This window comes from Pantoea sp. nfd-35 (assembly GCF_056892255.1).
In genome coordinates this window covers 3,463,460-3,481,662 of the sequence record NZ_CP122403.1, presented here as the reverse complement: position 1 = coordinate 3,481,662, position 18,203 = coordinate 3,463,460, and the positions used below count along the sequence as shown (strand labels likewise).

Here is an 18,203-nt window from a genome sequence, read left to right as displayed (position 1 = left end):
GGAATTCACTATGGATATCTCTCAATTTCCGCAAATTAATCCTCCTCAGCGTCTGTTAATGGGGCCTGGCCCTATCAATGCCGATCCGCGCGTGCTGCGTGCGATGTCGAGCCAGCTGCTCGGGCAATACGATCCGGCCATGACGCACTATATGAATGAGGTGATGGCGCTGTATCGTGGCGTGTTTCGCACGGAAAACCGCTGGACGTTACTGATTGACGGCACCTCACGCGCCGGTATTGAGGCAATTCTGCTGTCGGCGATTCGCCCCGGCGATAAAGTGCTGGTGCCGGTCTTTGGCCGTTTTGGTCATCTGCTGTGTGAAATTGCCCGCCGCTGCCGTGCCGATGTGCACACGATTGACGTGCCATGGGGCGAGGTCTTTACGCCAGACCAGATTGAAGACGCCATCAAAAAAGTCAAACCGCGCCTGTTGCTGACCGTGCAGGGCGATACCTCGACCACCATGCTGCAGCCGCTGGCTGAGTTGGGTGCCATCTGCAAAAAATATGGCGTGCTGTTCTATACCGATGCGACGGCGTCGCTGGCGGGCAATGCGCTGGAAACCGATGCATGGGGACTGGATGCGGTCTCCGCGGGCATGCAGAAATGCCTGGGCGGCCCGTCCGGAACCTCCCCGATCACGTTAAGCGATGAGATGGCGGCGATAGTCCGCAAGCGCAAATGCGTGGAGCAGGGGATCCGCACCGACGCGCATCAGGATGGTGACGACGAGATGATCTACTCCAACTATTTCGATCTCGGCATGATCATGGACTACTGGGGCCCGGAACGGCTCAATCACCATACTGAAGCCACCAGCGCCCTGTTCGGCGCGCGTGAGTGTGCGCGTCTGATTCTGCAGGAAGGGCTGGACAACGGCATTGCCCGCCACCAGCTTCACGGCGAGGCGATGCTGAAAGGCATTCAGGGAATGGGGCTGGAAACCTTTGGCGATCTCAGTAACAAGATGAGCAATGTCCTGGGCGTGGTGATTCCCCAGGGCGTCAATGGCGATGAAGTGCGTAAGCTCATGCTGGAGGATTTTGGCATTGAGATCGGCACGTCCTTTGGCCCGCTGCATGGCAAAGTGTGGCGCATCGGCACCATGGGTTATAACGCGCGTAAAGACTGCGTGATGCAAACGCTGGCGGCGCTGGAAATGGTCCTGTCCCATGTCGGTTATCGTACGCCACAGGGGGCCGGTTCGCAGGCGGCATGGAACCACTATGGGAGCCATGCATGATGATGAATGCCAGCGAGGCTCAGATTGCCGCTCGGCGCGTGATGGCGCGCTGTGACGTGCTGGCTGAGATCAGTGAAAGCGATCAGGGCCTGACACGGGTTTACCTGTCGCCAGAGCACCTGCGGGCCAATGCGCGCGTGGGCGAATGGATGCAGGCTGCCGGTATGACGGTCTGGCAGGATGAGGTGGGCAATATCTGCGGTCGCTATGAGGCCGCGCAGCCCGGCGCTCCCGCACTGTTATTGGGTTCGCATCTGGACACGGTACGCAACGCCGGCCGCTATGACGGGATGCTGGGCGTGCTGAGCGCCATTGAAACCGTCCAGTGGCTGCACGATCGCCAGCGTCGATTGCCGCTGGCCATTGAAGTCATCGGCTTCGGGGATGAAGAGGGCACGCGCTTTGGCATCACGTTGCTGGGCAGTCGCGGCATTACCGGCACCTGGCCTGACAGCTGGCCGACACATCCTGACGGCAACGGCATTACGGTTTCCCAGGCGATGAGCGACGTGGGGCTGGATGCCAGTCAGATCCAGCGTGCCGCGCGCAACGTCAGCGATATCGTGGCCTATCTGGAGCTGCACATTGAGCAGGGACCTTGCCTGGAGCAGGAAGATCTCGCGCTCGGGGTGGTCACGGCGATCAACGGTGCCCGTCGCCTGAACTGCTGCTTTACGGGCGAGGCGGGCCATGCCGGTACGGTGCCGATGAAGCATCGTAAAGATGCCCTGGCGGCGGCGGCGGAATGGATGGTGTTTATTGAACACACGACGCGCGAACAGCCGGGGCAGTTAGTGGCAACGGTAGGCACGCTCAACTGCGCACCGGGCGCGGTCAACGTTATTCCGGGCGAGGTGAATCTGTCGCTGGATGTGCGCGGACCCGAGGACGCACCGCTTGAAGCGCTGCTGTCCGCCTTGCTGACCCAGGCGGAAGCCATTGCGCTGCGTCGGGGATTAACCTTCGAATCTCATGAGTATTACCGCATTGCGGCGACGGCCTGCGATGCCGGATTGCAACAGGCGTTGAGCCACGCGGTTGAAACCGTACAGGGGCGCAGCCTGGCCCTGCCCAGTGGCGCAGGCCATGATGCTATCGCAATCGCAGAACGCTGGCCGGTAGGCATGCTGTTTGTGCGTAACCATCGCGGTATCAGCCACCATCCGGCCGAATCGGTCAATGAAGCCGATGTCGCCCCGGCGGTTCAGGCCTATTTGCAGACGATATGTCACCTTGCGGAGCAGCATTAAGATGGATTTAGGCACCTTTAACCAGCTACCGCAAGCCGTCGCTCAGCTTGCGCTCACGCACTGCGTCGCGATTCCTCGCTGGCAGCAGGCGCTGGTGGCGGCCCGCCCGTTTCACAGCGTTGAGGCCCTGCTGGCTGAGGCACAACGGCTGGCCCAGGCCTGGCAGGAAGACGATCTGAATCAGGCGCTTTCAGCTCATCCGCGCATCGGGGAAAAGGCACAGGGCGACGAGAAGGAAAAACGGTTATCACGCAGCGAACAAGCGGCCATGCAACAGGCAGACGATGCGTTACAGCAGGCGATGGTGCAGGGCAACGAGGCTTATGAGGCGCGCTTTAACCGGGTCTTTTTGATCCGGGCGAAAGGGCGCAGCGCACAGAATATGCTTGATGAACTTACACGGCGGCTGGACAACAGCCCGGAAAGCGAGCGCCAGGAATCTCTGGAACAACTGCGGGAAATCACCCTGCTGCGCCTTAAGGAGAGTTTTTCATGAGCACTATCAGCACCCATATTCTGGATACCGCGCTGGGTAAACCCGCGCCAGGCGTAGCCATGTTGCTGGAACAGCACGGGGCACAAGGGTGGGTAACCTGTGCCCGGGGCATCACGGATAACGATGGTCGCCTGAAGGATCTGACACCCGAGCCGCTTGCGCCGGGACAGTACCGCCTGACGGCCGCGATTGGCGAATACTTCCGCGCAGGCGGACGAGAAACGTTGTACGTCAGTGCGCAAATTGATTTTGTGCTGACGGAAAGCGCCAGCCATTATCATCTGCCATTTTTAATCTCGCCCTGGAGCTGGTCTACCTATCGCGGCAGTTAACAGGTGCATCAGGCGCAGCGTTTTTCCGCTGCGCTTGAGAGCTATCGGCTATCAATACCTTCGGCCCATCCGACTATATTCCTGCTAACGCCAGGGTTATCTTAAGGTCAATAATGTGAAGGCAACGGAGCCGATAATGAGCACGCCAAAAGATAATGATGTAGCCGCTTCAGGTAAATGTCCCTTTCATCACGGTAAATCGGAAGAAGAAAGCGTTCTGGCTCGTGGAGCCGGCAGTGGTACCAGCAATCGCGACTGGTGGCCAAACATGTTGCGCGTGGATCTGCTAAACCAGCACTCCAACCGTTCTAATCCCCTCGGCGAAAACTTCAACTACCGCGAAGCGTTCAGCACGCTGGACTACTCCGCACTGAAAGCCGACATCCGGGCGTTGCTCACCGACTCCCAATCCTGGTGGCCAGCCGACTGGGGCACCTACATTGGCCTGTTTATTCGTATGGCGTGGCACAGTGCCGGTACGTACCGCACCGTCGACGGGCGCGGTGGCTCAGGCCGGGGTCAACAGCGTTTCGCCCCACTGAACTCCTGGCCAGATAACGTCAGCCTTGATAAAGCCCGCCGCCTGCTGTGGCCGGTAAAACAAAAATACGGTCAGAAAATTTCCTGGGCCGATCTCTACATCCTCGCCGGCAACGTTTCGCTGGAAAATTCAGGTTTCCGTACCTTTGGTTTTGGTGCCGGTCGTGAAGACGTCTGGGAACCGGATATGGACGTGGATTGGGGCAACGAAACCGAGTGGCTGGCCCATCGCCATCCGGAAAGCCTGGCTAACGCACCGCTGGGCGCGACCGAAATGGGGCTGATCTACGTGAACCCAGAGGGGCCTGAAGCCAGCGGCGATCCGGCTTCTGCCGCGCCAGCGATTCGCGCGACATTCGGCAACATGGGCATGAACGACGAAGAGATCGTGGCGCTGATTGCGGGTGGACATACCCTGGGCAAAACCCATGGTGCCGCCGCCGCGAGTCACGTGGGCGTCGATCCTGAAGCCTCACCTATCGAAGCACAGGGCTTTGGCTGGAACAACAGCCACGGCAGCGGTGTGGGTGCAGATGCGATTACCTCCGGCCTTGAAGTCGTCTGGACGCAAACGCCAACCCAGTGGAGCAACTACTTCTTTGAGAACCTGTTCAAATATGAGTGGGTAAAAACGCACAGCCCGGCGGGTGCGATTCAGTATGAAGCGGTCAACGCTGACGACATTATTCCGGATCCGTTCGATCCTGCGAAAAAGCGCAAACCGACCATGCTGGTGACGGATCTGACGTTACGTTTCGACCCCGAGTTCGAGAAGATTTCTCGCCGCTTCCTGAACGATCCGCAGTCCTTTAACGAAGCCTTTGCCCGCGCCTGGTTTAAGCTGACCCACCGCGATATGGGGCCAAAAGCGCGTTACATCGGTCCGGAAGTGCCAAAGGAAGATTTACTGTGGCAGGATCCGTTACCGCAGCCAACGCATCAGCCGACGGCCGATGATATCAGCGAACTGAAGGCGAAAATCGCTGCATCAGGTTTGACGGTAAGCCAGCTGGTTTCGGCGGCCTGGGCTTCGGCTTCAACCTTCCGTGGTGGCGACAAACGCGGCGGCGCAAACGGTGCCCGTCTGGCGCTGGCGCCCCAGAACAGCTGGGCGGTGAACGCCAGCGTCATTAACGATGTGTTACCGAAACTGCAGCAGATCCAGCAGGAATCCGGTAAAGCTTCATTAGCTGACGTCATTGTCCTGGCGGGCAGCGTCGGCATCGAAATGGCCGCAGCCGCAGCCGGCGTCAGTGCACAGGTGCCTTTTACCCCTGGCCGCGTGGATGCTCGTCAGGATCAAACTGATGTAGAATCCTTTAACGTACTCCAACCGCTGGCAGATGGTTTCCGTAACTATCGTCGCGTACAGGGGGGATCATCCACTGAAACCCTGTTGCTGGATAAGGCGCAGCAACTGACGCTGAGTGCCCCAGAGCTCACCGTCCTGCTGGGTGGCCTGCGTGTGCTGGGCACCAACTTTGACGGCAGCCATCACGGCGTGTTCACCGACCGCGTGGGCGTGCTGAGTAATGATTTCTTTGTGAATCTGCTGGATATGCGCACCGCATGGCGTGCGACCGACGGCAGTGAAGAGATCTTCGAAGGCCGCGATCGCCAGAGCGGAGAAGTGAAGTACAGCGCGACGCGCGCCGATCTGGTGTTCGGTTCCAACGCCATCCTGCGCGCTCTGGCCGAAGTTTATGCCAGCAGCGATGCAAAACAGAAGTTTGTTACCGACTTCGTGGCGGCCTGGACGAAAGTGATGAACCTGGACCGTTTCGACCTGCAGTAAACGCCTGAATCGCCCCCGGCCTGGCCAGGGGCGATTTTATTCTGCCAACGTAAAGCCATCCGCATCGCGCCATGCCGGAAACCGCTCGCGATAAGCCTGCAACTCGGCTAGCGACAGCGACGCCTCAACCTGACCGGCTTTGAACGGCTCGCCCGCCGCCAGAATCTCCCCCTGCGGAGAAATAATTCGACTGTCCCCACTGTACTGATGCTGATTACCATCGCTGCCCACACGGTTGCAGCCTGCTACATATGCCTGATTTTCGATAGCGCGAGCCAGCAGCAGGGCCTGCCAGTGAAGGGCGCGCGCTGCAGGCCAGTTGGCGACATACAGCGCCAGATCGTAGTCATTTTGATTGCGTGAGAACACCGGAAAGCGCAGGTCGTAACAGATTTGCGGCAGAATACGCCAGCCGCGCCACGGAATCACCGTACGCGCCTTGCCCGCAACATAATGCTGCTGTTCATCGGCCATGCGAAACAGATGACGTTTGTCATACTGGTGCAGCGTGCCGTCCGGCTCAACCAGCAGAAAACGGTTCATGGCGCCCTCAGCGGTATGAACGGCGGCGCTCCCGCCCACCAGCGCATTGGTGCGCTTAGCATGGTGCTGTAACCATTCCACGACCTGCGCCTGCGGTAGCGCCGACTGGGCGGCCTCCATGGCAAAACCGGTGGTGAACATTTCGGGCAGAATAATGACATCCCGTTGCGTGAGGTCGGCTAAGATCCGATCGAAATGGCGCAGGTTGGCCTCACCATCCATCCACGTCAGTGGCTCCTGTAGCAGCGTTATCGCTAAAGTCGACATAACCGCTCCGCTGCCGCATCAAGTGTGGCTTCCTGTTTTGCAAAGCACAGCCGAATCAGTTTGTGCGGGAAAGGCGCCTCGCAGAATACCGACAGCGGAATGGCGGCTACGCCAACTTCACGCGTCAGCCACTGGCAAAAACTGACATCGTCCAGGTCCGAAATGGCACTGTAGTCCGCCAGCAGGAAGTAGGTGCCTTCACAGGGCAACAGGTGAAAACGACTGCTGCGCAAGGCCTGTATCAGTCGGTCACGGCGCGCGCGATAAAACTCGGGCAGTTCACGATAGTGTTCGGGATGCTGGCGCAGCATATCGGCAATCGCCAGTTGCGCAGGCGTGTTGACTGAAAACGTCAGGTACTGATGGATCTTACGGATCTCGGCGCTAATGGCCGCCGGTGCTACGCAGTAACCGACTTTCCAGCCCGTCATATGAAAGGTTTTGCCAAAGGATGACACCGCCACCGCACGTTGACGCAGCTCAGGGTGCGCCAGCACGCTGGCATGACCGTCCTGTGCAAAGCAGATGTGTTCATAGACTTCATCGCTCAGCACGTAGATTTCCCGGTCGGCGACAGCCTGCCATAACGCGGCATAGTCCGCGTGATGCCAGACGCTGGCCGAGGGATTATGCGGCGTGTTTAAGATGACCAGGCGGGTTTTGTCGCTTAGCAGCGCGGAGAACGCAGGCCAGTCAACCGTGAACAACGGTGGCTGCAAGGTGAGGCGTTTCAGTGTGCCGCCCGCCAGCTGTACCGCAGGCGCATAGCTGTCGTAACTGGGATCGAAACAGATGACCTCGTCACCGGGCCGCACCAGGGCGGTGATGGCGGCATACAGGGCTTCAGTAGCCCCTGCCGTCACGGTGATATCGCTGTTCACATCGGGCCGATAGCCATAGATCGCGGCGGTTTTATCCGCAATGGCTTCGCGAAGCGGCTGTGCGCCGGTCATGGGTGCGTACTGATTCGCGCCCTGACTGACGTGGTAAGCCAGCCTTTCCTGCAGGTAAGACGGACCATCAAAATCCGGAAATCCCTGAGAAAGATTAATCGCATTATGCTGCTGTGCCAGCGTGCTCATTTGCGTGAATATGGTGGTGCCGAGTGCAGGCAGTTTGCTCTCGGGCGTCAGGTTGGACTGCGTCATGATTAGGTAGCCTTACGCGCAAAAACGGTAGCGGAAAAACCCTTAGTTGATGCCACTATAAACAGGATGCTAGTATTTGGCAATCAAGACGCTTAGACGGCTAAAAGGAACGATGATGTCCGATTCTTCTGCAGTAGATCAGCTGGTGCAAGCCTGTCACTGGATAGGCGCGAAGGGCTGGGCACCGGCCACCGGTGGCAATATGTCGGTGCGCCAGGATGCACATGTTTGCCTGCTGAGTGAGTCGGGCAAAGACAAAGGCAGCCTGACGCGGGATGATTTTATTCAGGTCCACATTGCCACTAATCTGGCCCCCTCGGGCCGCAAGCCTTCGGCAGAAACCGCGCTGCACACGCTGATTTACCGTCTGTTCCCGGAGGCGGGCGCGGTACTGCACACGCACACGGTCAATTCCACGGTGCTGTCGCGGGTCGAGCAGGGCGCCGCCGTGCTGCTCTACGGCTATGAGATGCAAAAGTCGCTGAGCGGGCAAACGACCCACGATGCTACCGTGGCGATTCCCCTGTTCGACAACAGTCAGGATGTGGCGGCGCTGGCGTCAGAGATCGAGGATTATGCCGCCCGTTTTCCCCTGCGCTATGGCTTTCTGCTGCGCGGACACGGCCTGACCTGCTGGGGCAAAGATGTCGCTGAAGCCCGTCGTCATCTTGAAGGTCTGGAATTTTTATTTGAATGCGAGCGCCAACGTCGCCTGCTGGAGAAAGCATGATAAAGGCCATTGTTACCGATATTGAAGGGACCACCAGCGATATCCGCTTTGTACATAACGTTCTGTTTCCCTATGCCCGAGCGCATCTGGCTGATTATGTTCGCAAGAATCAGACGCAGACTGAGGTGCAACAGGCGCTAAACGCCGTGCGTACCGAAGCGGGGCAACCCGATGCCGATACAAACGAGGTCATCGCTATTCTGTTTTCTTACATGGATGCGGATCGCAAATCGACCGGCCTGAAGGCGCTGCAGGGAATGATTTGGCGCGAGGGCTACCTGAGCGGTCGCTTTACCGGGCACCTTTATCCTGATGTGCTGCCCGCGCTTACGGCCTGGCACGTGCAAGGCATTAAATTATATATATATTCCTCTGGCTCGGTTGCCGCGCAGAAATTGTTATTTGGCTACAGCGACGAAGGTGATATTACTGGTTTGTTCAGCGGCTATTTTGATACCCACGTGGGCGCCAAGCGTGAGAAGACGTCGTATCAGAACATCGCTGCGCAAACGGGCTTGCCCGCCGAACAACTGCTGTTTCTTTCTGATATTCATCAGGAGCTGGACGCAGCAGAGCAGGCCGGCTGGCACACGCTGCAGCTGATTCGTGACGCGGCAGATGATGACAGCCATCATCGTCAGGTCGCCGATTTTTCCCAGATTAACCCGGAGTCGATTTGAGATGAGTGCACTGACCATTTTTAGCGATAGCGATCCCAGCCAGCCGATATGGCACAGCACCGATGCTGAGGCGATTCGCGCGCGGCTGAATGCCAAAGACGTCCGTTTTGAACGCTGGCAGGCCGACCGCGATCTGGGCGAAAACCCGGATGCGGAAACGGTCATCAACGCCTATCAGCATGCCATCGACCGGCTGGTGGCCGAAAAAGGCTATCAGAGCTGGGACGTGATTAGCATGCGTGCCGATAACCCGCAGAAGGACGTTCTGCGCCAGAAGTTTCTGTCGGAACACACGCACGGCGAAGATGAAGTGCGCTTCTTTGTCGAGGGTGCGGGGCTGTTTTGTCTGCATCTGGACGGTGAAATTTTGCAGATCCTGTGCGAAAAGAACGATCTGATCTCGGTGCCCGCCGGCACGCCGCACTGGTTTGATATGGGATCGTCCCCGCACTTCACCGCGATTCGCATTTTTGATAATCAGGAAGGCTGGATCGCCAATTTCACCGGCGACAAGATTGCCGATGCCTATCCGCGCCTTGCGTAATCACGGCGCATTCTGCGGGCGGCTGATTCCGTAAGCCGCCCGTCCGCTTACTGTGGCTGGAAGATGCCAGCGGCAACCTGAGCTGGTGCGATCACGCCGGTATCCAGCACCCAACCGCTGATCAGCGCGGCAGGCGTAACATCAAAGGCGGGATTGTAGACCTGCGCTTCTTCAGGAGCCCACTGCACGCTGCCGAAGCTTCCGGACACACCGGTGACTTCACTGGCGGCACGCTGTTCAATAGGAATGGCCGCGCCCGTCGGGCAGAGCCGATCCAGCGTGGTATGCGGGGCCGCAACGTAGAACGGAATACCGTGATAGTGCGCTAACACCGCCAGGCTGTAGGTGCCGATTTTGTTCGCTACGTCACCATTGGCCGCGATGCGGTCCGCACCCACCCAGATAGCGTCCACGTTGCCCGCAGCCATCAGGCTGGCGGCCATCGAATCGGTGATCAACTGGTAAGGTACGCCGAGTTCGCCGAGTTCCCAGGCGGTTAAGCGCCCGCCCTGCAACAGGGGACGAGTTTCATCGACCCAAACATTTCGGACCTTGCCCTCTTGATGCGCGCGCGCGATAACGCCCAGGGCTGTGCCGACGCCTGCGGTCGCCAGGCCGCCCGTATTGCAGTGGGTTAACAGCTGGCTGCCGGGTTTGACCAGCGAGTTTCCGGCTTCGGCGATGCGATCGCAGAGCTGTTTATCCTCCTGCACCAGCCGCAAGGCTTCTTCTGCCAGGCTCGTCACCCTGTCTGGCTGCTCCAGCGCCTGTTTCATACGATCGAGGTTATTCATCAGGTTGACCGCGGTCGGGCGGGCGGCCCGCAATATTTCCAGCGACTGTGCCAGCTGCTCGCGCGTTTCACCCTGTTCCGCCAGCAGTGCCAGCAGCAGGGATGCAGACAGGCCAATTAACGGCGCACCGCGCACCCGCAGCGCATGAATATGTTCAACCAACTGCGCGACCGAATGGGCAGGCAGCCAGTTCTTTTGCTGGGGCAGGGCCTGCTGATCCAGTATCCAGAGCTGGTTGTTACGAACCTGTAAGCTGGTAGTTTGGAATGTCTGCATTGTTGGTGAAATCCATGTTGCGTTAATAGCGGATATTGTGCCAACATGCTTAACGGATGTATAGACGTCTGAACGGCTTATTACGAAAGATTAATCAGGTCCGGCTTGCACCGGCGTTTGTTGATGAGGAAAGGTCAATGTCGCAATACCGTACGTTCACTGCAGCCGATGCTGTGGAATATGCCAAAACGTTTGGCGGCATGGATGATCCTTCTGTTCTAAGCAGCGCGGAAGAGATTGGCGATGGTAACCTCAATCTGGTCTTTAAAATTTACGACAACCAGGGTAAAAGCCGCGTGGTAGTCAAACAGGCGCTGCCCTATGTTCGCTGCGTCGGCGAATCGTGGCCGTTAACCCTGGATCGTGCGCGTATCGAAGCGCAAACGCTGGTTGAGCACTACAAATATTGCCCCCAGCACACGGTTAAGGTTACGCATTACGATGCGGATCTGGCGGTGATGGTGATGGAAGATCTTTCCAGCCACCGCATCTGGCGCAGTGAGCTGGTGAAAGGCGCCTACTACCCTGAAGCGCCGCGTCAGCTCGGCGAATATCTGGCGCAAACGCTGTTTCACACCTCAGACTTTATTCTGCACCCGCATCACAAGAAAGCCGAGGTGGCGCGCTTTATCAACCCTGAGCTGTGCGAGATCACCGAAGATCTGTTCTTTAACGATCCCTACACTGACCACGAGCGCAATAGCTATCCTGACGCGCTGGAGCCGCTGGTCGCATCCCTCCGCACTGACGACGCGTTGCGTATTGCTGTGGCCGGGCTCAAACACGTTTTCTTCAGCCATGCCGAGGCGTTACTGCATGGGGATATCCACAGCGGCTCGATTTTTGTGGCTGACGGCAGCTTAAAAGCGATTGATGCCGAGTTTGGTTATTTTGGACCCATCGGCTTTGACGTGGGCACCGCGCTGGGTAACCTGCTGATCAACTACTGTGGTTTACCGGGCCTGTTGCCTCCCCGCGAAGCCGTTGATGCCCGTGAGCAGCGCCTTAGCGACGTGCGTGATGTCTGGAATACCTTTGCGACGCGCTTCCTGGCGCTGGCAGAAAGTCACACCCAGGATGTGGCCATGGCGTATCCGGGTTATGCACAGGCGTTTCTGCGCAAAGTCTGGGCGGATACAATTGGCTTTTGTGGAACGGAGTTGATCCGTCGAACGGTGGGCATGTCGCACGTGGCGGACATGAAGCTGATTCGAGATGATGAAATGCGCACCGATTGTATTCGCAATGCGATTACCTTAGGCCGCACCCTGATTCTGGCCGCCGGGCACGTGGACGATGTCGAGGCATTGATTGCCCGCATTCGTCAGGCAGGATAAAAAAAGGCCGACATGATGTCGGCCTGATTGTTTATGCCGCCTCACTGGGGCGGGCGGGTTTTGAGACATCCTGCTTTGCCGGCACGGCCAGCGCATCAGCCTCAAACTCATCCACGTTAATGGAACGCAGACGGCTCTGCTCGGCGCGTTTCAGCACTTCAGCTTCTTTGTCGTCAATCCAGCCCTGTTCCAACGCCTGTTTAGCCAGCGCATCCAGTCGGGTGAATGAGAAGTGTTTTTTATGCTGCTTGCACAGGCGGTCGTGAATCACTTCCGCCGCCATCACGTCCTGCAATGCCTGCTCTAACTGACCTGCAGGATTATGCTGGCTCGGCGCAAGATACTGACCACGACCTAAACGCGTACGCGTCGCCGAAGGCACCTGCAGCATTTTTGCCAGTTTGTGATCAAGACGATCGGACGGTGCAGGGCAGTGCTGACCACCGGCAAACACCATCAGTCGAATAACGCCAGCCACCAGGCGGTTCGGGAAGTTACTCAGCAGATCGTCCATGGCTTTCTCTGCTTTATTCAGTGCATCCTGCACGCCCCAGTGCACCAGCGGTAAATCGGCTTCGTGGCGTCCTTCATCGTCATAGCGTTTCAGAGTGGCAGACGCCAGGTAGAGCTGACTCAGCACATCACCCAGGCGAGCAGACATCCGTTCGCGACGTTTCAGGCTGCCGCCTAAGACCGCCATAGAGACATCTGACAGCAAGGCCAGGTTGGCACTAATGCGGTTCATGTGCTGATAATATCGACGCGTTACATCGCGGGTTGGCGCGGCGCTGGTGCGACCGCCCAGCAGGCCCAGCCACAGGCTGCGCGTCGCGTTGCTGCCAACGTGACCAATATGGCTAAACAGCGCCTTATCGAAGGCGGCAACATCGTTGCTGGCGGCGGCGGCCATTTCCTGCAGGACATAAGGATGGCAACGAATTGCCCCCTGACCAAAGATAATCATGCTGCGGGTCAGAATGTTCGCGCCTTCCACGGTGATAGCGATGGGCGCACCCTGATAGGCACGCGCCAGGAAGTTGCTGTCACCCAGCATGATGCCCTTACCACCCGCGATATCCATCGCATCGATGATTGACTGTTGAGCGCGATGGGTACAGTGATATTTGACGATGGCTGACAGCACCGCGGGTTTTTCACCCTGCATAATCCCGGTGGTGATTAGCGTAGCGGCCGCGTCCATTACATAGGCATTACCTGCGATGCGCGCCAGCGGCTCTTCAATACCTTCCATTTTACCGATAGACAGCTTGAACTGACGACGGATGTGCGCATAGGCGCCGGTCGCCAGTGCCACCGTTTTCAGGCTACCGGTTGAGTTTGACGGCAGCGTGATGCCACGGCCGACGGACAGACATTCCACCAGCATCCGCCAGCCCTGACCGGCCATTTCCGGGCCGCCAATGATGAAATCAATGGGGACAAAAATGTCTTTCCCACGGGTTGGACCATTCTGGAACGGTACGTTGAGCGGGAAGTGGCGATGACCGATTTCCACGCCCGGCGTGCTGGTTGGGATCAGGGCACAGGTAATGCCCAGTTCCTCTTTCTCGCCCAGCAGGTGCTCGGGGTCGGAAAGCTTAAAGGCCAGACCCAGTACGGTGGCGATTGGGGCTAACGTGATATAGCGCTTGTTCCAGGTCAGTCGCATGCCCAGCACCTGCTGGCCCTGCCATTCGCCCATGCAAACGACGCCGGTATCGGGGATTGCCCCGGCATCGGAACCCGCTTCCGGGCTGGTAAGGGCGAAACAGGGAATCTCGTCGCCCCGCGCCAGACGCGGCAAATAATGGTCTTTCTGTTTTTCCGTTCCGTAATGTTGCAGCAGTTCGCCCGGACCCAGTGAGTTAGGCACCCCCACGGTAATCGCCAGAATACCCGATACGCCCGACAGTTTTTGCAACACGCGTGCCTGGGCATAGGCGGAGAATGCCAGTCCGCCGTACTCTTTTTTAATGATCATGGCGAAGAAGCGGTGCTCTTTCAGATAGGCCCACAACTCTGGCGGCATATCCGCCAGTTCATGGGTGATCTGGAAATCATTCGCCATGCGGCAGGCTTCTTCCACCGGGCCATCAATAAAGGCCTGTTCTTCCGGCGTCAGGCGCGGTTGCGGGTAATTGTGCAGTTTCTGCCAGTCAGGTTTGCCCTGAAACAGATCGCCTTCCCACCAGGTTGTGCCCGCGTCAATCGCCTCTTTTTCCGTACGAGACATCGGCGGCATGACCTGCTGAAAGCGCTGCAGCACCGGTTTGGAAAACAGTTTGCGGCGCAGGCTGGTCAGGTTCAGCGGCAGCAGGATGATCGCCAGCGGCAACAGCAGCCACGGCGTCCACAGGTGGGCCACCGCCATCGCAGCGGTCCACAGCAGCAGGATTGCGCTACTGAGTGACAGAGAGATGCGGTGATAAAACAGGGCGCCAATTAGCACCACTGTCGCAAGAATCGAGACAACCATCATAATGAAGTGCTCCGTTAAGTAGTAAGAGGTCTGACCTGTTATAAAGAGAGGTTTAAATCACCTGCTGGCATTTATCAATTTGTTTACATCGCAATTACAACCTGACTCACAAAATCAGCGAAACAGCGCCCGTAATGAAAATAACGAACGTGAAAAAAACGGCGGGCACACGGCTATCTGACCCTGTGGTGCTTTGCGCAGGTCAACCATTCCGTTAAACTTGCTGCGATTAACCTCCCCTACAAAGGACAAGTCTATGTATCAGGACATTATTCGTTCAGAGCTCAATGAAGCGGCAGAGACGTTGAATCACTTTCTGAGTGACGACGCGAACATTCACACCATCCAACGGGCGGCGGTGATGTTGGCTGACAGCTTCAAAGCGGGCGGCAAAGTGCTTTCCTGCGGCAACGGTGGTTCTCACTGTGATGCGATGCACTTTGCTGAAGAACTCACGGGCCGCTACCGTGAAAATCGTCCTGGATATCCGGCTATTGCCATTTCAGACGTCAGCCACCTTTCCTGCGTGAGCAATGACTTCGGCTATGACCACGTCTTTTCCCGTTACGTTGAAGCGGTAGGGCGTTCAGGCGACGTGCTGCTCGGGATCTCGACGTCAGGAAACTCGGCCAACATCATCAAGGCCGTTGAGGCTGCGCGTGCGCAGGGGATGAAAGTGATCACTCTGACGGGTAAAGATGGCGGTAAGATGGCTGGCAGCGCGGACATTGAAATCCGTGTGCCGCATTTTGGCTATGCCGATCGCATTCAGGAGATCCATATTAAAGTGATTCATATCCTGATGCTGCTGATTGAAAAAGAGATGGTCAGGTAACAGCACGACTGGCCTCCTGAGCGGCAGGAGGCGTTTTGACATAAGGCGGTTGCTATGTGCGAATTGCTCGGGATGAGCGCCAATGTTCCCACCGACATTTGTTTCAGTTTTACCGGATTAGTGCAGCGCGGCGGCGGAACAGGGCCGCATAAAGACGGCTGGGGTATTACGTTTTACGAAGATAAAGGTTGCCGCACCTTTAAAGATCCCTTGCCGAGTTTTAATTCCCCCATTGCGCGTCTGGTGCAGGAATACCCGATCAAGTCCCATTCCGTCGTGGCGCATATTCGCCAGGCGAATCGTGGGCCGGTCTCTCTGGAAAACACCCATCCGTTTACGCGGGAACTGTGGGGACGAAACTGGACCTATGCGCATAACGGGCAGCTTAAAGGCTACAGGCAACTGGAGACCGGAACCTTTCGTCCGGTTGGTGAAACCGACAGTGAAAAGGCATTCTGCTGGATCCTGCACAAGCTGGCCACGCGCTATCCGCGTACGCCAGGTAACTGGCCTGCGGTCTTTCGCTATATCGGCGAACTGGCGGGTGAACTGCGGCAGAAGGGCGTGTTTAACATGCTGCTGTCGGATGGTCGCTACTTAATGGCGTTCTGCTCCACCAATCTGTTCTGGATTACCCGCCGAGCCCCTTTTGGCCGGGCGCAGCTACTTGATCAGGATGTGGAAATTGATTTCCAGAAACATACCGGCGCGAACGATGTGGTCACTGTCATTGCGACACAGCCGTTAACGGGGAATGAAACCTGGCACCGGATAGTGCCAGGCGAATGGGCTTTATTTTACCTTGGAGAGCGCCAGGAACGACTGTGAGGCCGCTTCGGGTTGTGTGATGACCGGGCTGCTGTTCATCACATATCTGCCGCTGGCAACATTCACCGTTGGCGGCTGATGATATTGCGCAAAATAGGCATAGCCGGGCTGAAGCTGCTTCCAGAAATCCGCATAGGTGGAATAGCGATGACGCTGCATATTGCTCTCCGTCATGCGAAACGGATAAATGGCAATATTCACTTCCTGCTGGCCATTGCGTAATGCGGCATTCACATAAGTGAAAATCTGATCCATGTAAGCATTGGTCATGGCATAGCAGCCGATAGACTTGCAGTCGCCATGAATCATCAGGTAGTTACCGCTGTAGCCCTGATCGCGGTCATATTGGTTGGGAAAGCCAATATTAATCGCGCGGTAAAAACGGCTGTCTGGCTTCAGCTGATTCATTTTTACGCTGTAAAAACCTTCCGGGCTTTTAAAATCGCCTTCACGACGTTTAGGGCCAAGGCCGCCAGAAAAGTTGCAGATGCGGTAGGTATCCAGCAAACGGTACTCATTACCAATTTTGCCGTATAGCTCAAGCGTACGCTCTTCCTTAAAGATCTGAATATAAACCGGTGTACCAATTAGCTGTTTCTTTAATTCTTTACTGACCGGGGCCAGTTGCTGAACCGGCTCAGGAGTCATTGCCATGCTGAGGGCTGGCAGTAAAATCATCGCAAACAGAAGTGCGATTTTGCCCATGCTGTGTATACCTTGAAGTGAAGAAGAACAATGGCGCGGTAAGTGCGCCTCTGTTTGCATTATCGGAACTTTCCGCTACCGCAGCGCAACATTAAACATTGTGTGTTTTTTTAGCAATACAGCGCAGAGCAAAATGTCCATTTCTTTGATGGAATAGCGCTGAAAATTTGTAAAGTTTGTTAGCAACTGCAAGAAATATTGCACAAGTCTCTTCTGACTGTATACTTATCCAGTGCTGGAGGGGCGATGCGTAAGATCATTCATGTCGATATGGACTGCTTTTTTGCAGCAGTGGAAATGCGTGATGACCCTTCATTACGTGATATTCCCATGGCCATTGGCGGCAGCCGCGATCGCCGCGGCGTGATCAGTACCGCTAACTATCCGGCACGTAAATATGGCGTGCGCAGTGCGATGCCGACCGGTATGGCATTAAAGCTTTGCCCCCATCTGCGTTTATTGCCCGGGCGCTATGAAGTCTATAAAGAAGCCTCCAGCCAGATTCGCGCCATCTTTTCCCGTTTTACCTCCCTTATTGAGCCGCTGTCGCTGGATGAAGCCTATCTGGACGTTACCGACAGTACGCACTGCCAGGGCTCTGCCACGTTGATCGCCCAGGAGATCCGCGCCACTATTTTTCGCGAAACGCAGCTCACCGCCTCGGCGGGCATCGCACCGATCAAGTTCCTTGCCAAGATCGCCTCTGATTTAAATAAGCCGGATGGTCAGTACGTCATCACGCCTGCGCAGATGTCTGACTTTTTGCTGGCGTTACCCTTGGCAAAAATCCCCGGCGTGGGGAAAGTCTCGGCAAAAAAGTTGGAAGAGATGGGCCTGCACACCTGCGCCGACGTGCAAAATGCCGATTTGGCACTGCTGCTAAAACGTTTTGGTAAGTTTGGCCGGATATTATGGGAGCGCAGCCACGGTATTGATGAACGCGGTGTGGTGGTGGAACGCGAACGGAAATCATTAGGCGTTGAGCGTACGCTGGCTGACGATATCGACAGCTGGGAGCGCTGCCTGGAAATCATTGATTACCTCTATGCCGAGCTTGATCGGCGCCTGACGCAGATTCGCCCCGATAAGCATATTGCGCGCCAGGGCGTGAAGCTGAAGTTCAGTGATTTCCAGCAGACGACTCAGGAGCATGTCTGGCCGGTGCTAAATAAAGAAGACATGATTGCCGTGGCGCGTAAAACCTGGGATGAGCGCCGGGCGGGTCGCGGTGTGCGGCTGGTGGGATTGCATGTGACGCTGGTGGATCCGCAGCTGGAGCGGCAGCTGTTGCTGGGCATATAGGGGGAGTTCCGCCGTTGGCGGGGATGGGGTTTGCTCTGAGTATGTTCCGCCCGCCAGGCGGCAGGGAGTTTCAGCC

17 protein-coding genes are annotated in these 18,203 nt (G+C 56.9%); 12 read left to right on the top strand and 5 right to left on the bottom strand.

Annotated features, from left to right (window positions below):
- Nucleotides 1–10: 10 nt before the first annotated feature.
- The 5 genes from P9J57_RS16240 to katG all read left to right on the top strand — a co-directional run bounded on the left by P9J57_RS16240 (nt 11) and on the right by katG (nt 5,659).
- A complete protein-coding gene (locus tag P9J57_RS16240; RefSeq protein ID WP_014592995.1) occupies nt 11–1,246 on the top strand; it encodes a pyridoxal-phosphate-dependent aminotransferase family protein in 1,236 nt (411 codons plus the stop codon).
- A complete protein-coding gene (gene hpxK, locus P9J57_RS16235) occupies nt 1,243–2,496 on the top strand; it encodes an allantoate amidohydrolase (RefSeq protein ID WP_483279295.1) in 1,254 nt (417 codons plus the stop codon). The genes P9J57_RS16240 and hpxK overlap by 4 nt, the downstream gene beginning before the upstream one ends.
- Nucleotide 2,497: 1 nt before the next feature.
- Nucleotides 2,498–2,992 (top strand): 2-oxo-4-hydroxy-4-carboxy-5-ureidoimidazoline decarboxylase, encoded by a 495-nt coding sequence (gene uraD / locus P9J57_RS16230; RefSeq protein ID WP_483279294.1) that lies wholly within the window; start codon nt 2,498–2,500, stop codon nt 2,990–2,992.
- Complete coding sequence (uraH, locus tag P9J57_RS16225; protein ID WP_013024759.1) at nt 2,989–3,324, top strand: hydroxyisourate hydrolase; 336 nt, start codon at nt 2,989–2,991, stop codon at nt 3,322–3,324. Before uraD ends, uraH begins: the two co-directional genes overlap by 4 nt.
- A 136-nt stretch (nt 3,325–3,460) precedes the next feature.
- Nucleotides 3,461–5,659 (top strand): catalase/peroxidase HPI, encoded by a 2,199-nt coding sequence (gene katG, locus P9J57_RS16220; protein WP_014592998.1) that lies wholly within the window; start codon nt 3,461–3,463, stop codon nt 5,657–5,659.
- Nucleotides 5,660–5,695: 36 nt separating this feature from the next.
- On the opposite strand, the gene P9J57_RS16215 is transcribed toward katG, so the two are convergent.
- On the bottom strand, nt 5,696–6,469 hold the full coding sequence (locus tag P9J57_RS16215; RefSeq protein WP_022622713.1) for an amidohydrolase: 774 nt from the start codon (nt 6,467–6,469) through the stop codon (nt 5,696–5,698).
- A complete protein-coding gene (locus P9J57_RS16210) occupies nt 6,457–7,617 on the bottom strand; it encodes a pyridoxal phosphate-dependent aminotransferase (protein ID WP_014593000.1) in 1,161 nt (386 codons plus the stop codon). The genes P9J57_RS16215 and P9J57_RS16210 overlap by 13 nt, the downstream gene beginning before the upstream one ends.
- Nucleotides 7,618–7,732: 115 nt before the next feature.
- Here P9J57_RS16210 and P9J57_RS16205 point away from each other — a divergent pair, with 115 nt between their 5' ends.
- The 3 genes from P9J57_RS16205 to P9J57_RS16195 are packed head-to-tail and all read left to right on the top strand — an operon-like array spanning nt 7,733 to nt 9,571.
- Nucleotides 7,733–8,347: a methylthioribulose 1-phosphate dehydratase gene (locus P9J57_RS16205; protein WP_014606509.1), complete on the top strand. Its 615-nt coding sequence runs from the start codon at nt 7,733–7,735 to the stop codon at nt 8,345–8,347.
- A complete protein-coding gene (gene mtnC, locus P9J57_RS16200; protein ID WP_041930710.1) occupies nt 8,344–9,027 on the top strand; it encodes an acireductone synthase in 684 nt (227 codons plus the stop codon). The genes P9J57_RS16205 and mtnC overlap by 4 nt, the downstream gene beginning before the upstream one ends.
- A 1-nt stretch (nt 9,028) precedes the next feature.
- The gene (locus P9J57_RS16195; protein WP_014606507.1) at nt 9,029–9,571 is read left to right on the top strand and encodes a 1,2-dihydroxy-3-keto-5-methylthiopentene dioxygenase; all 543 of its coding nucleotides are present in this window, start codon (nt 9,029–9,031) and stop codon (nt 9,569–9,571) included.
- Nucleotides 9,572–9,618: 47 nt separating this feature from the next.
- Here P9J57_RS16195 and mtnA read toward each other — a convergent pair whose 3' ends face one another.
- Nucleotides 9,619–10,641, bottom strand: coding sequence for an S-methyl-5-thioribose-1-phosphate isomerase (gene mtnA, locus P9J57_RS16190; RefSeq protein ID WP_019106335.1), 1,023 nt, complete (start codon nt 10,639–10,641; stop codon nt 9,619–9,621).
- A gap of 137 nt (nt 10,642–10,778) precedes the next feature.
- Between mtnA and mtnK the strand changes: the two genes are divergently transcribed.
- On the top strand, nt 10,779–11,978 hold the full coding sequence (gene mtnK, locus P9J57_RS16185) for an S-methyl-5-thioribose kinase (RefSeq protein WP_014606506.1): 1,200 nt from the start codon (nt 10,779–10,781) through the stop codon (nt 11,976–11,978).
- 31 nt (nt 11,979–12,009) lie between these two features.
- On the opposite strand, the gene fadE is transcribed toward mtnK, so the two are convergent.
- Nucleotides 12,010–14,457 (bottom strand): acyl-CoA dehydrogenase FadE, encoded by a 2,448-nt coding sequence (fadE, locus tag P9J57_RS16180; RefSeq protein WP_072137832.1) that lies wholly within the window; start codon nt 14,455–14,457, stop codon nt 12,010–12,012.
- Between the two features lie 256 nt (nt 14,458–14,713).
- On the opposite strand from fadE, the gene lpcA reads away from it, so the two are divergent.
- Together lpcA and P9J57_RS16170 are read left to right on the top strand one after the other, a co-directional pair.
- A complete protein-coding gene (lpcA, locus tag P9J57_RS16175) occupies nt 14,714–15,292 on the top strand; it encodes a D-sedoheptulose 7-phosphate isomerase (RefSeq protein ID WP_014593004.1) in 579 nt (192 codons plus the stop codon).
- Between the two features lie 54 nt (nt 15,293–15,346).
- Nucleotides 15,347–16,120 carry a class II glutamine amidotransferase gene (locus P9J57_RS16170; protein ID WP_013024770.1) on the top strand — a complete coding sequence of 258 codons (774 nt, stop codon included), beginning with the start codon at nt 15,347–15,349 and terminating at the stop codon, nt 16,118–16,120.
- On the opposite strand, the gene dpaA is transcribed toward P9J57_RS16170, so the two are convergent.
- Entirely contained in the window at nt 16,085–16,825 is a 741-nt protein-coding gene (dpaA, locus tag P9J57_RS16165) for a peptidoglycan meso-diaminopimelic acid protein amidase (RefSeq protein ID WP_014606503.1), read from the bottom strand. The two genes, P9J57_RS16170 and dpaA, sit on opposite strands and share 36 nt — an antisense overlap.
- A 246-nt stretch (nt 16,826–17,071) precedes the next feature.
- Here dpaA and dinB point away from each other — a divergent pair, with 246 nt between their 5' ends.
- Nucleotides 17,072–18,127, top strand: a complete 1,056-nt coding sequence (gene dinB / locus P9J57_RS16160) for a DNA polymerase IV (protein ID WP_014593005.1) — start codon at nt 17,072–17,074, stop codon at nt 18,125–18,127.
- Nucleotides 18,128–18,203: the final 76 nt, after the last annotated feature.